This is a genomic window from Phycisphaerae bacterium (assembly GCA_028714855.1).
Lineage (GTDB): Bacteria > Planctomycetota > Phycisphaerae > Sedimentisphaerales > Anaerobacaceae > CAIYOL01.
In genome coordinates this window covers 94,883-109,815 of the sequence record JAQTLP010000007.1, presented here as the reverse complement: position 1 = coordinate 109,815, position 14,933 = coordinate 94,883, and the positions used below count along the sequence as shown (strand labels likewise).

The window sequence follows — 14,933 nt, the reverse complement described above, 5'->3', positions numbered from 1 at the left end:
AAGGGTAGTTTAATCGGGAAGGGCTGATGAAAATTAACAAGACCTACATCCACGTTTACCCGCCATCCGTGTGGCGGGCCAACGGCCAGCCGCTTATGCAGCACAACGGCAGTTATACGATGAAAAATTTCTATCTGTCTGACCGTCTCGGCAGTGTCCGCGAAGCTTTTATTGATACTGGCGCCGTAAACGGTTATTCGACGTATGGTCCATTTGGTGAGACTCTGGAAAGCAATGCAGCTATAGGAATGGTAGCTTCGTTCCGCTTCACCGGCCAATACTACGACAGCGACACCGGCCAGTATTACCTCCGTGCCCGACAATACGCCCCATATCTTTATAGATTTACTTCCCGCGACCCCGTCTTCGGCAAATTTGAAGAACCGATGACGTTGCATAAATACCTTTACTGTCAGAACAATCCGGTTAATAAATTGGATCCAAAAGGAGAATTTCCTTGGATAGCTGCTGGCGGCGCATTAACCGTTGGTGCCGCATTTTATGCTTTGCATCATTATTGGGATTATTTTGATATTCAGGGACTATCTTTTGGGAGAATACAGGATATTGATATTCAAAAGTCAATAGCGAGAAGTTCTACTGCATACGATGTACTAAGCGATCTACAGAAGAGTAACCACGGGATAACAACATTATCCCAGTTGAAAGAAACTCTCGAAAGCAAAGGAGTATATGGTGTAGGTTTATTTGGTTGTGGAGTCGTAGGTGAGGGACATAAGCTACCTTACGGGCAAAGAAAAATAATCTCACATTTTGAAGATCTCGATAATCTGATGAAAAACCACCCAGATATCTTTATGGAATTCCCGAAACCTTATGAATATAGCAAAGATCCTGCAGGATGGATGGAGCGTCAGATCGAAGCAGAATTGAAAAGGATGGAAGCTGTTATCACAGAATTAAATGCAGAATATATAAGAAGACTAACGGAAGAGTGATAAATTAAATCTTATTATGAGAGTCCAAAATGAGCCTTAATTATAATAAAAAGAGAATTTTGCAAGAGTTAACGTTGCTGATTTCTTTATTGTTTGTTTTGCATTTTCTTATTTCTCTAATAACGTGGTTTCATTTTGAGATATGGATACCTAAATTTAAATGGGAAGATGGGAACATAAATTGGCGAAGAATGGTTGCTGCCATTCCAAGTATTTTATTGTTTTTTGCTTCTATAATGGTTTCTCTGATGATATACAAAAAAAAGAGTAAGGCTACATTATTTCTGTTATTGTTATTTCTTGTTTCAATTGCCTGCTTTTGCGTAGAAACCCAAAATCATCTTTATCAGCTTGAGGCGCCTGCTTGCCATATAGGTTCAGAATATTCATTTCTTGTTATTGGATGGAGGTATCATTACTGGAATTGGTGGTGGTATACAGAAACAAAAAGTTTTGAAGAATTAGAAAAAGAATCGAAAATGAGCAACAAATAGAAAAATTAAAGAGTAATTTTTTTAGCAGGAAAGGCTGATGAAAATTATGAATACCCCCCGGCTGAAAATAACAGCAGTTACACTTTTGACCTTGGCGGCACTTGCCAAATCCTATATGTTCAATCTCTAATAGGTCCCAGCGAAGCGAGGCGAGTCGGCACCGCTGCACACTCCATCCTTGTGTTAATTCGTGTCCATTCGTGGTTAATCCATCTTTTCCTATCTCCTGCACCCTAAACCCTACACCCTATCATCTTTTCAATCAAACGCGCATATACCCGAACACCAAAAACTAAAAAATCTAAAATTTTCTTACTCCTTTTCCCACATCGAGTTACGAGGGCCAAGCGACGAGAGACGAAAGCAATTTTCGCATCAATCGCGCATGTTCCTCCAACAGTAGAGAATCAGTCTATCTTGAAAGGAATAACCAATGAGCGGTTTCAAATAACCAATTAATACTGTTTGTAATTTACTTCTCTTTTTTCTCTGTGGCTGAAATTTCGGCAGCGGAGATTTTCTGTTTATAGCTGAAAAATCAATCAAAATGATATTAATTATGCGAAACAAAGCCAATTTCCAAAACCCCCAAAATGAATATAACTTTAGTGTTAACAATAACTAACAACCAAAAACAACGAACTATGAACTCGAAAAAACAAACCCAATCAAACCCAATTTCAAAAGGTGCACCCTTGAATCGGGACTCTTCTAAGACTATCTTATGTGAGCATATTATGCATTTGAATCGATTTTACTGCGAGTCTCTGAAAGAACCGGCAGTTGAGCTGACCGGCGGCGAAGCACATCATCTGTTCAATGTGTGCAGATTGAAAACAGGCGACAAGGTCGAGCTCTTCGATGGAGCAGGAATATTGGCGACGGCTTCCATTGAAAAGGCAGCGAGTAAATCTGTGTCATTAAAAATTATCGACCTCAAAAAAATAGATAAGCCCGACAAACCCGAAATCGCGATAGCGGTAAGTCCCCCGAAAGGCGAAAGATTTGACTGGCTGCTCGAAAAATGCACAGAGCTTGGAATTGACCGTATCATCCCTGTTATCTTCGAGCGGACTATAAAACAGCCGAAGAATCCTAAAGCTGTTCAGCGATGGCGAAATATAGCGATAGCAGCAGCCAAGCAATGCCGGCGAATTTTCCTGCCGCAAATCGATATGCCTGTGACTCTGGACAAGATTCTTTCAGCCCTGAAAAATCAGCACAACAAGGCGGAAATTTTGGTTGGCAGCCTTGAGCCAAATTCACCGGCCTTAACCACAAAGCGGCTCGACACAAAAGACATAATAGCATTTGTTGGCCCCGAAGGCGGAATAACAGAAGGTGAAAAAACCCTTTTAGAGGATTTCGGAGCAAGATTCGTTCAACTTACAAATACAATCCTTCGCATTGAAACAGCGGCTTTGGCCTTTGCAGTAATCTTATCAGCCGAGCGTGATAGCTGAATAAAAGAACGGATTATATATGTTCACTGTTCGTGTTTTTTATCGGAACGTCCAAAGCGGTTTTCCAAACGTCTAAGACCCACCAGAACAATAACCGCGATGAGAGTTGATATGACCGCCAGCAGATACAACTTTGCGCCGCAGGCCATACCGACGCTGGCCACCAGCCAGATTGTCGCGGCGGTGGTCAGGCCGTGGATGCCGCCCCTGTCCTGAATGACCGCGCCTGCACCGAGAAAACCTACGCCTGTTACGATTTGGGCCGCGATTCTTGTGATAGAATCCTTATCGCCGGCCATTCTCGCCGAGATTATAGTGAAAACGGCTGCGCCAAGGCATATCAGAACATTCGTACGCAGGCCTGCGGGTTTGCGTTTGAGCTGACGTTCGAGGCCGATGGCAGCCCCGCAGCAAACCGCCAGCAGTATGGCAAATATATCACCTGTCCAGTTCATAGAGCTACCTTTCTATGAGAGTTTCATCGACTTGCATACCGAAATGCCTGCCGGCCTTTTCGATATGGCCAAGCACCTTATCGCCCAGTTTCAAACTCGTAATCGAAATCGCTTTCCCATCGGGGCTGACTAATCGGATTGTCTCGGCATTCTGCATAACAAGACTTATCGGCATACCTTCGGCCTCGGCTTCAATAAGTATCATAGGTCTTTTCTCAATCTTGTTTCTGCCCAGATATGCCGTCTGGCTTTTGCCCTGAAAATCTACCACCATCACCTCGTCACCGGCCTTCAAATCGGCCAGATACATGGTTTTACCGCCAGGCGCCAGAGTGTATGCGTGCACCGCACCGGCATTGACGCGGAAAGGCCGAGATGCCACATAAGGATTGTCGATGGATTCCGAATGCACCAAAAAGAAACCCGAAGCCGTATTTCCGACGAGCATACCCTCACCCAGCTCCATTTGCGTGCAGGTATCGAGGCAAGCCCGGTCACCCATCCCGAGCTGTTTTGCGGCTGTAATAGTAGCTGTTACAAGAGCGACCTTTTCGCTTACGCCCTGAATGAGGTCAGCGGTTTTTTTAATCTCGTTGACGTCTGTCGTATTCAGCACAACGCCGTCGACGCCTTTCTCCAATATCTCGACCATCAATTTGGCCTGTTCGCTGTTTTTCACCTGCACCATTATATTTCTGCCGCGCTTGGCCAGCAGATTCTCAATCGGGATAATCGTCCAGTCGAGCATTCGCAGCACAATGATTTTGCTCTCGGGCACCGCCGCAGCTTTATCCTCGTCTGCTTTGCCTGCTATATCGACGAACTCAACATCAATGCCGGGTTTAATATCGCCGTTTTTCTCGACCGTTTTGATTTTACCGAACTCGCGAACAGTTGCGCTTTTTCCGTCCGGCAAAACCACTGCTTCAGCACCGCTTTCAAGCGCAGCTATAGCAATGTCCTTTTCGTATGGAACAACATTTACCCATAGCTTTTTCATTCTGTTAATTCCTTATCGGCTACGTATGTTAACCCCGAAGCATTTTGACTGCCTTTTCGACGCTGATGCCTTCGTGTACCATTTCGCAAAGAACACCGACTACTTTTTCAGGATTTTTGTGCTGGAAAGCGTTTCGGCCGATAGAAAGACCCGCGGCACCGGCTTTCAATGCCCCTTCGACCATCTCAAATATGTCCTTGTCGCTTTCCATCTTCGGCCCGCCTGCAATCACCACCGGCACAGGACAGCCCTGGACTACCGTGGCGAAACTTTTGACACTGCCGGTGTATGGCACCTTGACAATATCGGCGCCAAGTTCTGCCCCGACTCTGGCGGCGTGCTTGACATTGGCAACATCGTATTCATTTTTGATTTTGGGCCCGCGCGTGTACATCATCGCAACAAGCGGTATCTGCCATTGCATACACCGCTCGCTTACGAAGCCCAATTGCCCCAGCATTTCTTTATCCGTCTCGGCACCTAGGTTTATATGTACCGACACGGCGTCAGCGCCCAGCTTAATCGCTTCCTCAACGGTGCAAACCAGCTCTTTTGCGTTTGGGTCAGGACTCATTGACGTTCCTGCCGAGAGGTGGATAACCAGCCCGATGTCCTTGCCTGCGCCTCTGTGGCCTGCACGAACCATCCCTTTGTGCATCAGGATAGCGTTTGCTCCGCCGGCCACGACTTTGCTGACCGCCTCTCGCATATCCGTCAGCCCTTCAATAGGCCCGACAGTAACGCCGTGGTCCATTGGAACAATTACCGTTCTACCAGAATTGCGGTCGATTATTCTCTCTAATCTTATCTTTTTTCCTATCATTGCGGAATCTCCAATCATAATTTTATTTGTAGAATCTACTCAAAGTTGTCAAAAACGCAAGAAAAAACCGCCTAACCCTTAAGCTTATAACCATCGTTGCAATATATCCCTCCATAGCATATCATATCGTCAATTTATAGCTTTGTTATGAACTGCGAGTGAAAAATGACATATTTAGCCGTTCCCATAGCAGCTAAAAATCAGGACCAGGCAAAGCAGCAAATCAAGGCCGCCGTAGCCGAAGACGCCGAGATGCTCGAATTGCGAACTGATTATCTCGAAAATATCAGTGTTGATTTGGTTAAAAATTTAATTGCCGAAGTTAAAACTGCGTCTCCTCCGCCGCCGATAATCGTAACTTGTCGCGACAAGCGGCAGGGCGGCGCGATTGATTATCCAGTCCGGCTGCGAATTGAGATACTCACAGAAGCCCTGAAAGCCCATGCCGAATTTATTGACTTTGAATATGAAAGCTTTCTCTCTGCAGAAAACCAGGAAAGAATACGCAAAGCCCTGTCGCAGGTGTCAAAGGGCCGGTTGATTTTGTCCGCCCATAATTTCGAGACTAAATTTCCCGACATCATAAAACTCCATCGTAACATCCAGACTTTATACCCGGCCGCAATTCCAAAGCTGGTCTATACGGCCCGTCACATCAACGACTGTTTCGACATTCTGGATTTGCTGCACGGCCGGAAAGGCGACCTTATCGCTTTTTGTATGAATGAGCCGGGTTTTATTACGAGGATCCTCGCCAAAAAATTAGATGGCTCTCTAACATTTGCCAGCATCGACGAAAAGACCGCGACCGCGCCGGGACAATCGACAATTGCCCAGTTAAAAAATCTTTATCGCTGGGAATCCATAAACGTTCAGACCGAATTTTATGGTGTCATCGGCTCACCGATTGCCCATTCGCTAAGTCCCGCCATCCACAATGCCTGTTTCGCCAAAGCCGGCTTAAATAAAGTTTACCTGCCTTTGTTAGTAGCGGGGGGGCAGGCCGAATTTAATGCCTTTATGGATAATATCCTCTCGCGTCCCTGGCTGGGCCTTAGCGGTTTATCCGTAACCATCCCGCACAAGGAAAACGCCCTCAATTTCGTAAAGGAAAATCGCGGCTTTGTTGAACCTTTAGCCGATAAAATCGGCGCCGTCAACACCATTATCATCAGCCCCGACAGCAAATTGTCCGCTTGCAATACCGATTACTCGGCGGCGATGGATGCTATTATCTCGACGCTTGGCTCCAAGACCAATTTGAAAGATTTGCCGGCGGCTGTCGTCGGCGCAGGCGGCGTGGCAAAAGCCATAGTAGCAGGCTTGAGCAACGCCGGCGCCAAAATCACTGTTTACAACCGCACTGTTGAAAGGGGCAAAAAGCTGGCAGCCGAGTTTGGTTGCCAATCTGTGCCTTTAGAGGATTTGACAAATTTGGATGCGAAATTAGTTGTAAACTGCACCAGTGTCGGAATGTATCCGAACATTGATGAAACGCCTATACCGCGGGAATACCTGAAAAAAGATATGGTAGTCTTCGATACGATTTATAATCCAGCCGAAACCCTGTTATTGAAACAGGCAAAGCAAGCCGGTGCAAAAACAATCGATGGCTTATTAATGTTTACAAAGCAGGCCGCTGCCCAATTCAAACTTTTCACAGGCAAAGACACCGACCCTAAACTCATGAGAAAAACCATTTCTAATTGCCTTAGTCAAAAATGAAAAAATGTTTGTGGCCAACAGATGAATACACGATTACAACAACTCTATGATGACAACTGGCTAAACAATGTAAAATCCAAAAATATTTCATCTTCGTGGGTAGAAGATGTGCTAAGAGATATTGGCGGATATGGTGGCATCTATCTATACAAAATTAGAGAGTGGTTTCTAAAATTTCCTTGTAGTACTAAACAATCAAAACATATGAAAAAGCGCCTTGAAAGTGTGGTTACTGAAGATCACCTTGGTGCTGTCGATGAACTGTTTTGGTGTAATTTGGCAAAGTCCCTTGGATGGGATTTGCAAACGGTGAAGGAAAAGAAAAGCGCGCCTGACTTCAATGTAATTTCACCCACGCACTTTTATTGTGAAATTACGACTCTCAATATTTCTCAAACTGATCGGAATTTATCTGCAAATGGCAAAAATATACCCATTACTAATCACGACAAAGAAGCATTACGTATCCGGGGGAAGATTGCTGAGAAGATAAACCAACTTAAGTATGGTTACGATAAACAGAAGCCAAGCGTTCTCGTTGTTTTTGATTATACCACGTCGAGTGGGTTCGGAACACAACGTCATCATTCTTTCGCAGATACATTGTTAGATGCATCTGCGATGCCAGAAGAATTGTCAGCTTCGGTCTATCTGGAACGCTATGTATCAAAAGGAAAGTTTAAGTTAAGGCTGTCGCAATCAGCAGCATACCACAACCCATCGGCGGATTACCCCCTCGAAAAGACTGTCTTCAGTTGGATTAAGCAGTTCCATCCTGAATATTCAGAAATCCCACTACAGTTAAGTCCAGATTTGCTTATTGAATAAAGAGTGCAGAGATTATTAAGCCAGCGTGAGAAATTTTATTTTTCGACAATTATACAAATCTCAGATAACTCGGATAGACTTTTAGTCTTCAGCAATTTAATTGTTGCTCTGCGGGAGCAATTACTGGTATATTAAAGCAAACTAAAACAGTGTAAATCTGTGTTAATCCGTGTCGAAAGATAAAGATGGCAAAGAAAGAAAAAGTTGTTTTGGCATACAGCGGCGGGCTGGATACCAGCGTAATCCTGCCCTGGCTGAAAGAGACCTACGGCTACGATGTAATCGCCTTTGCGGCCGATTTGGGACAGGCAGACGAGCTGTCCGGCATCAAGAAAAAAGCTCTGCAATCTGGCGCAGTCAAATGCGTAGTCAAAGACCTCAGAGCAGAGTTTGTCGAAGACTATCTCTGGCCAATGCTAAAGTCCGGCGCTGTATATGAAAATGGGTATCTACTGGGAACAAGCATCGCCCGGCCGTTAATCGCAAAGCATCAGGTTGAAGTTGCTCATGCCGAGGGCGCCGCAGCCGTCGCACACGGTGCAACTGGCAAAGGCAATGACCAGGTGCGCTTTGAGCTAACATATATGGCGCTTGACCCAAAGCTGAAAATCGTAGCTCCGTGGAAAGACCCTAACTTCACGCTGACCAGCCGGGAAGCGGCCGTCGATTACGCAAAGAAACACAAAATCCCCATCGACCAGAGCAAGAAAAAAATCTACTCGCGCGACCGCAATCTCTGGCACATCAGCCACGAAGGGGCAGACCTCGAAGACCCGGCCAATGAACCGAAAGAAAATCTGTTCGTTATCTCCCGCCCGGTCTCGAAAACCCCTGATAAGCCCGATTATATCAAGGTCGGCTTCGATAAAGGTGTGCCGACAAAACTTAACGGCAAAAAGATAAACGGTGTAAAACTGATTGAGCAGCTAAATCTTCTCGGCGGCAAGCACGGCGTCGGCCAAGTTGATATTGTCGAAAATCGTCTGGTCGGCATGAAATCCCGCGGCGTGTATGAAACGCCTGGCGGAGCGATTCTCGTTACGGCGCACAAAGCCCTCGAAAGCCTCACGCTCGATAAAGAAACTATGCACTACAAACAGATGCTTGCCCTGAAATACGCCGAGCTTGTCTATTACGGCCAGTGGTTTTCTCCGTTGCGCGAAGCGCTCGATGCGTTTGTCAATGTTACTCAGCGAAACGTCACCGGCGAGGTCAAGATGAAACTATTCAAGGGACAATGCACACCGGCCGGCGTAAAAAGCCCGAACAGCCTGTACCGGACAGACCTGGCAAGTTTCAAAATGGGCGCCGAATACCAGTCGACGGATGCAACCGGGTTTATTCGTTTGTTCGGCTTGCAGATGAAAATCACCGGAGCAATTAAAAGAAACAAAAAGAAATGATTTAGCCCCGGGTTCTAACGCAAAGGAGGCGTTGTGGCGGTACCGGAATGGATTTGGTTTATCTTTATTTTTGCGTTTGGCTGTTGTATAGGCAGCTTTCTCAACGTTGTCATTTACCGCCTGCCCCGCGACGAATCCCTGATAAAACCGCCCTCGGCTTGTCCTGCGTGCGGCACGCACATTCGTTTTTATGACAACATCCCGCTGGTCTCGTGGCTGCTGTTAGGTGCTAAGTGCCGGGATTGCAAAGCTCCAATCTCACCGCGTTATTTTGTTATCGAATTGCTGACCGGCTTGATTTTCGTTAGTCTGTTTTTTTTATTGTTTAGCACTGACTTGCGCACCGGTATCGGGTCATTTTTGCAGGGCGGCTGGTTCGTCTATCTTATTTATATTATTTTGCTGGCTGCCCTGATTGCCGCTTCGGCCATCGACCTGCAGTTGTGGGTCATTCCACTCTCAATTTGCTGGTTCGCCACCGTAGTGGGTTTAATCAGTTCGGCGCTCGGAGGTTACATAATCGACTCTGCCGCAATTCGTAACTACGCCCTTTTGCCAAGCGCCTCAGCCAAGGTTGCATCGCTGGCCGCAGGAGCCGTGATAGGACTGGCAATATCCTGGGGCCTGTTGGCAACCGGCCTGATTAAAAGAAGTTACGAATCCGAAAACCTTCAGGAATTCTCCCAGAAGCCGGAAGAACCGACAGAGCAACCAATTAACCACCGTCTGGAGATTTGCAGGGAAATCATCTTTTTGTTGCCGATTATCATCTGTTCGCTGGCGGCCTATTGGCTCGTTTCCCGAAACCTTTCGATACGCACCTGGTGGCTGAATTTCTCACAACATCCTGTAATTGCAGGACTTCTGGGAAGTCTCTGGGGCTACTTTGTCGGTTGCGGAGTCATATGGTTTGCACGTATTTTGGGCACTTTGGGCTTTGGAAAAGAGGCTATGGGGCTTGGTGATGTGCATTTATTGGGTGCTGCGGGAACGGTAATAGGCGCAAGTCTGGTTGTTGTGGCATTCTTTATCGCACCATTCTTCGGCCTGGCTTGGGCGGGCATTAGAACACTTTCTAAAAAAACCAGACAAATTCCTTACGGCCCTTTCTTGTCTTTAGGTGTATTTACTGTTATGATTTTTCACGATAGAATACTTGACTACTTAAACGCGGTATTTTAGTATTAAAAGCTGAAACTAACGGAAAAACTTAATTTTGATATAAAGGAGATACGAAAATGCGAACCGTTAACAAAAAAGCAATCATTCTGCTCATCTGTCTTGCATCAGCTGCACTTTTACCCGGCTGCACCGATTGGAAGAAAAAGTACAAGGCCCTGAATGTGGAGCACGAAAATATAAAAGGTCTGCTCGAAAAGGAAAAAACAGAGAAAGGCCAGCTCAATGAGCAGGTTTCACAAAGCCGCCAGACAATAGAAGAGCTCCAGAAACAAATTGCCGAACGTCAGCAAACCGCGGCCCAGGCCAGTGGTTTCGGAGAAGGTTATGATGTAGCGCTCAACTCTAAAGAGGGAACACTTACGGTAACACTTTCGGATAAAATACTTTTCGACCCGGGAAAAGCCAATCTGAAAAAAAGCAGCAGCACTGAGCTTGACCATATCAAGTCAGTATTGCAGAGCAAGTACTCCGGCCGACAGTTAGATGTTATAGGCCATACCGACTCGGACCCTATCAAGAAATCTCCGTGGAAAGATAATATGCAGCTTTCTACTGAGCGAGCTAACGTCGTGGTCAGATACCTGGTCGAACACGGAATTCCTCAGGAGAATATCCAAGCCATAGGCCGTGGAGAAAGTCAGCCTATTGCCTCTAACAAAACCGCTAGCGGTAAAGCAAAGAACCGGAGAGTTGAAATCGTTGTTCATATGAAGTAACAACTACTGCTGATATGTTGAAATAAAAAGCGGCCTTTACAATATAAAGGCCGCTTTTATTTTTGTTTTTCTGAGAACACTTTTGGAAATGGAGTTATTCCCAAAAGTTTTGCAAATTTTCTGGGAACATCCGTGTTATCATACACTCCGGTAAATATATGCGCCTGAGGACCGTAAGCATAGATTGGAACGGGTATGCCTGTATGGTTATCATGTGACCATACCGGGTATGGAGCTTTAGCCTTCTCGCCATAAGTTTTAGTCCTGATTGTCAAGCCGCCTGTTTCATGGTCAGCGACAACAATTACCAAAGTCTGGCCGTCAGCCGAAGCAAAATCAAGGGCGACTTTAACTGCCTCGTCAAACAGCAACGTCTGCTTTACCATTTTATCTGCGTCATTGAGGTGACACGCCCAGTCTATTTGATGGCCTTCGACCATAAGAAAGAAACCAGAGTTTTCTGCCGAAGAGTCCTCGTGATTAGCCGTGAGAATTTGAATAGCCTTTTTCGTCATTTCGGCAAGACTCGGCACCGGCTGCTCGCTGGTAAGAGATTTGTGTTCAAAAAGGCCTAGCAGATACGGCTTTGCCGCTGATTTGAGCTGTTCTGCGGTTTCGACGTATTCATAGCCCATTTCCTTTGCCTCGGCTATAAGGTTTCTATTGTCCTCTCGCTTGCTGCCGTGGGCTGTCTTAGGCAGAAAGAACTCCTTTCTGCTTCCAAGCAAAACATTGAATTTGTTGGCGAGTAACTGTTCTGCTATCACTGATTCCTCATATCGTGATTTTACATGGGCACCGAAGGCAGCCGGTGTAGCATCTGTTATCTGGACATTCACGGCAAATCCCGTGCGCAGTCCCGCGTCCCTGGCGGCTTCGAGGATTGTCTGGTATTTTGTTCCGTCAGGTATCATACCAATCATGCCGTTGTTGGTTTTTACCCCTGTTGCAAGGGCAGTGCCGGCCGCAGGTGAATCGGTAGCAAGAGAATCCAGTGAGTGTGTTCGGGTAATGCCAACTACTGGCATCGTTTCCATATTGAGCATACCATCCGGCCCAAGTTTCTGAATCCTCGTAAGAGCCGTCTGCGACAGCCCCATTCCATCACCGATGCAAAATATTATGTTTTTGACCTTCGCATCATTTAAGTTTTGACCAGATTTTAATGAACCAGTCTTTTCGGCTGAATCACCTTTGTGTGTTTCTGCGTGTGTACAGCCGAATATGACTGTGAAGGCAACGACACTTAGGATTATCGCCGTTAGTGTCTTCGTGAAGTTTTTCATAATATCGATATCCTTTCCATATACGTATTATCTTATCACACCGTCTTTCTCGATGCAAACAACGACCGCACCGTCCTCAGCTGTATAAAAATATTTGGCGCTACCCGTTGGCTTTATTATCCGGTTTTTTTCGCGATCGCTGCGGCTGCAGCTGAATATCAAAATCTCAGCATCAAGCTTTTTCAAAAAATCCGGCGATATAGTCCTGCGTGAACCATGATGAGGAGCTACAACAACATCAGCTTTCAGGCTTGGATTCAGTCGAAGCAGTTCTCTCTGTGCAAATTTTTCAATATCAGAACACAGAAGTATTTTTCTGCCGGCATATTCAATCAGGCAAACTATCGATTTGTCATTATCGTCTAATTGCTCATCCTGACATACCTGTTCACTCGGCCAGAGTATTTTTATATTTGCGGCGCTGTTTGAATTAAAATCTTCTAAGTTTCTTATTCTAAATCCTTTTTTGCTTAGCGATTCTTTGAGAAATTTTGCCGTGCCCCATTGGTCTGTCTTATCCAAAAAAGCTTCGTTGGCATAAACACCGCCGACCTCGCAGCACTTGGCTATCTCAGGTATCCCATTGATGTGGTCTACATCGTTATGACTTATGATAATAGAGTCAATTTCACTTATTCCACTGTAATCCAGAAATGGTGTTACAATCCGTCTGCCGATATCTTTACTGTATAGCGAGCCTGCATCGAACAAAATATTGGCCTTGCCCGGCAGTTGGGCCAATATCGCCTGCCCGTGTCCGACATCCAGACAGGTGATTGTCAGATTGTCCCGGTGTGTCCTTTGCCATTTAGTTACACCCAAGAAAGTAACCAATGTTAAAATCATCGCTGTGCAAATTACTTTTTTAATCAGCAGATGGCGACGGAAGTAAACAAAAAAAGCGAAAAGAATAAAGCAGTAATAAAAGATAATCATTGTAATCGGCACGTGCCCTACAAGAATTTGCGAGATGCCTGCTTGTGCGAAGAGTTTTACTGCCCAAATCAGACAATCAGACAGGAAATTCACGATTATGCCCAATACCATCGCTGCACTCGGTAATAAAAAAGACAAAATGATTTTTACAAATCCGAAAGTCAAAATCCCGGCTACTAATGGAAAAACAATTATTGTCCAGATAACCGTAAGGGGGTTAATCGTATAAAAATGATACAGCAAAATCCCTGCCCCGCCTACCCATGCAGTAAAACCTGTAGAAAATAATTGTAATAAATATGGCCCGGGTCTTGAGGCTATTTGAAAAAAAGGTTTGCTTTTTGAAGCTTCTTTGAACGAAAAAATATCTGTAATTCCTTCATAAAGGAATAGATAGTTCCGTCGACAAAAAAGCAAAAGTCCAAGTACTGAGGCAAATGATAACTGCCAGCCGGCCCCAAATAACTGTGTCGGCCTTATTAGCAAAAGGATTATTGCTGCCAATGATAATGTATTAAGAGAATTGGGAGGTCGGTGAAAGAAAAACGATATGCAAAAAACAAAAACTATTATAGCTGCTCGTAGCGTCGGTGCCCTTGGCGGGACTATCATCAGGAAAACGCCTAATGCAATTATGCAAATAATCGCTCGCCCGCGTTTCAGCAATCCCGCTGTTTTGCACAACCACCAGACAATCCCCGCCAAAATTCCCAGATGCATCCCGGAAAGACTGATGAAGTGCAGCAGTCCCGTTTTACGAAACGCCCTGTAAGTATCGCTGCCGATATTTCCTCTGTAACCGAGCAGCAGTGCCTCAAGCAAACCGCGGTTATTCTCTTCTATCGACGAGTCGCCCAACAATGCTTGTGCAGCTGTTGCCCGAAACTTTCCTCTTATTTTTGTAAATACGCCTTTGCCTTTACTTTCAAGCAATTCAATACCGTCTCGCGATTTAACCGATGCCGCAACGAAAACATTTTTCCTTGCCAGATATTGGCTTACATCGAACTGGCCCGGGTTAGTTGCATCTCTAAATCTGTCCAGCCAGCAGTACGCCTGTATATAATCGCCAGCCTTCAAATCCAGCACCGGCTCATCAACCTGCACACGCACCGTCCCGCCCACCTTTGCCCAGCCGTTGACAGTCTCAACTTCGCCGAGCTTCAGATAAAAACTGCTCGTTGGGTCTTTGTGCGTAAACCTTACAAATTCCCAGTTCTCATTTTTATTGATGTATGGTTTGGAAATAACAAAACCCCGAATCGTCGCCAACACCCGCTCCCCAGTGACAAAATTGCGAATGTCGTTGCTCGCAGGCCGCTCGTAGCTGCTCAACCGAATCGCACCGAGACAAACAAAGCAAATCAAAACCGTATAGGCCAATATATATGGTAGTCGTTCTTCTCTACTGCGATACATGACATACAAAAGAATTGTCGCAGCCGTGCAAACCCCAATGAATGCAAGCCAACCCCAAACCGATAGATCGAATATGTCTTGTATTAAAATCCCCGCGATTAAACCCGCCGCCGCGAACAGCAGGGGGGCTGTGCTTATGATTTGCTTGTGATAATATCCCAAGCCTCCCGCAAGCTGCTCATCAATCCGTTCTAACTTCCGCCGTATATCGTCCATTAAGCGAACAAATTACAAAAACAAAACG

At 45.5% G+C, this 14,933-nt stretch carries 13 protein-coding genes; 8 read left to right on the top strand and 5 right to left on the bottom strand.

Going from position 1 to position 14,933, the window contains the following annotated elements:
• The first annotated feature begins 26 nt into the window (after window positions 1-26).
• The 3 genes from PHG53_07245 (at window position 27) to PHG53_07235 (ending at window position 2,916) form a co-directional block, all read left to right on the top strand.
• Entirely contained in the window at window positions 27-959 is a 933-nt protein-coding gene (locus PHG53_07245; GenBank protein MDD5381416.1) for an RHS repeat-associated core domain-containing protein, read from the top strand.
• A gap of 29 nt (window positions 960-988) precedes the next feature.
• Window positions 989-1,453 carry a hypothetical protein gene (locus PHG53_07240; protein ID MDD5381415.1) on the top strand — a complete coding sequence of 155 codons (465 nt, stop codon included), beginning with the start codon at window positions 989-991 and terminating at the stop codon, window positions 1,451-1,453.
• A 737-nt stretch (window positions 1,454-2,190) separates the two neighbouring features.
• Entirely contained in the window at window positions 2,191-2,916 is a 726-nt protein-coding gene (locus tag PHG53_07235; GenBank protein ID MDD5381414.1) for an RsmE family RNA methyltransferase, read from the top strand.
• 23 nt (window positions 2,917-2,939) lie between these two features.
• Here PHG53_07235 and PHG53_07230 read toward each other — a convergent pair whose 3' ends face one another.
• Genes PHG53_07230 through PHG53_07220 form a run of 3 tightly spaced genes read right to left on the bottom strand, consistent with a single transcriptional unit; the run spans window position 2,940 to window position 5,194 of the window.
• Window positions 2,940-3,371, bottom strand: a complete 432-nt coding sequence (locus tag PHG53_07230) for an MgtC/SapB family protein (protein MDD5381413.1) — start codon at window positions 3,369-3,371, stop codon at window positions 2,940-2,942.
• 4 nt (window positions 3,372-3,375) lie between these two features.
• Complete coding sequence (locus PHG53_07225) at window positions 3,376-4,371, bottom strand: 3-dehydroquinate synthase II (GenBank protein ID MDD5381412.1); 996 nt, start codon at window positions 4,369-4,371, stop codon at window positions 3,376-3,378.
• Window positions 4,372-4,399: 28 nt separating this feature from the next.
• Entirely contained in the window at window positions 4,400-5,194 is a 795-nt protein-coding gene (locus PHG53_07220) for a 2-amino-3,7-dideoxy-D-threo-hept-6-ulosonate synthase (protein MDD5381411.1), read from the bottom strand.
• 165 nt (window positions 5,195-5,359) lie between these two features.
• Between PHG53_07220 and aroE the strand changes: the two genes are divergently transcribed.
• From aroE to PHG53_07195, 5 genes are all read left to right on the top strand, one after another.
• A complete protein-coding gene (aroE, locus tag PHG53_07215; protein MDD5381410.1) occupies window positions 5,360-6,919 on the top strand; it encodes a shikimate dehydrogenase in 1,560 nt (519 codons plus the stop codon).
• 21 nt (window positions 6,920-6,940) lie between these two features.
• On the top strand, window positions 6,941-7,747 hold the full coding sequence (locus PHG53_07210) for a hypothetical protein (GenBank protein ID MDD5381409.1): 807 nt from the start codon (window positions 6,941-6,943) through the stop codon (window positions 7,745-7,747).
• A gap of 185 nt (window positions 7,748-7,932) precedes the next feature.
• Entirely contained in the window at window positions 7,933-9,150 is a 1,218-nt protein-coding gene (locus PHG53_07205; protein MDD5381408.1) for an argininosuccinate synthase, read from the top strand.
• Between the two features lie 33 nt (window positions 9,151-9,183).
• The gene (locus PHG53_07200; GenBank protein ID MDD5381407.1) at window positions 9,184-10,332 is read left to right on the top strand and encodes a prepilin peptidase; all 1,149 of its coding nucleotides are present in this window, start codon (window positions 9,184-9,186) and stop codon (window positions 10,330-10,332) included.
• A gap of 56 nt (window positions 10,333-10,388) precedes the next feature.
• Window positions 10,389-11,048 carry an OmpA family protein gene (locus tag PHG53_07195; protein MDD5381406.1) on the top strand — a complete coding sequence of 220 codons (660 nt, stop codon included), beginning with the start codon at window positions 10,389-10,391 and terminating at the stop codon, window positions 11,046-11,048.
• 56 nt (window positions 11,049-11,104) lie between these two features.
• On the opposite strand, the gene PHG53_07190 is transcribed toward PHG53_07195, so the two are convergent.
• Both PHG53_07190 and PHG53_07185 read right to left on the bottom strand, forming a co-directional pair.
• On the bottom strand, window positions 11,105-12,334 hold the full coding sequence (locus tag PHG53_07190) for an alkaline phosphatase (protein MDD5381405.1): 1,230 nt from the start codon (window positions 12,332-12,334) through the stop codon (window positions 11,105-11,107).
• A gap of 27 nt (window positions 12,335-12,361) precedes the next feature.
• Window positions 12,362-14,905: a DNA internalization-related competence protein ComEC/Rec2 gene (locus tag PHG53_07185; protein MDD5381404.1), complete on the bottom strand. Its 2,544-nt coding sequence runs from the start codon at window positions 14,903-14,905 to the stop codon at window positions 12,362-12,364.
• Window positions 14,906-14,933 lie beyond the last annotated feature (28 nt).

Bases quoted from the DNA above. Each gene is read 5' to 3' on its own strand.
- PHG53_07245 (MDD5381416.1), top strand. From the start codon at position 27: ATGAAAATTAACAAGACCTACATCCACGTTTACCCGCCATCCGTGTGG.
- PHG53_07240 (MDD5381415.1), top strand. From the start codon at position 989: ATGAGCCTTAATTATAATAAAAAGAGAATTTTGCAAGAGTTAACGTTG.
- PHG53_07235 (MDD5381414.1), top strand. From the start codon at position 2,191: ATGCATTTGAATCGATTTTACTGCGAGTCTCTGAAAGAACCGGCAGTT.
- PHG53_07230 (MDD5381413.1), bottom strand. From the start codon at position 3,371: ATGAACTGGACAGGTGATATATTTGCCATACTGCTGGCGGTTTGCTGC.
- PHG53_07225 (MDD5381412.1), bottom strand. From the start codon at position 4,371: ATGAAAAAGCTATGGGTAAATGTTGTTCCATACGAAAAGGACATTGCT.
- PHG53_07220 (MDD5381411.1), bottom strand. From the start codon at position 5,194: ATGATAGGAAAAAAGATAAGATTAGAGAGAATAATCGACCGCAATTCT.
- aroE (MDD5381410.1), top strand. From the start codon at position 5,360: ATGACATATTTAGCCGTTCCCATAGCAGCTAAAAATCAGGACCAGGCA.
- PHG53_07210 (MDD5381409.1), top strand. From the start codon at position 6,941: ATGAATACACGATTACAACAACTCTATGATGACAACTGGCTAAACAAT.
- PHG53_07205 (MDD5381408.1), top strand. From the start codon at position 7,933: ATGGCAAAGAAAGAAAAAGTTGTTTTGGCATACAGCGGCGGGCTGGAT.
- PHG53_07195 (MDD5381406.1), top strand. From the start codon at position 10,389: ATGCGAACCGTTAACAAAAAAGCAATCATTCTGCTCATCTGTCTTGCA.
- PHG53_07190 (MDD5381405.1), bottom strand. From the start codon at position 12,334: ATGAAAAACTTCACGAAGACACTAACGGCGATAATCCTAAGTGTCGTT.
- PHG53_07185 (MDD5381404.1), bottom strand. From the start codon at position 14,905: ATGGACGATATACGGCGGAAGTTAGAACGGATTGATGAGCAGCTTGCG.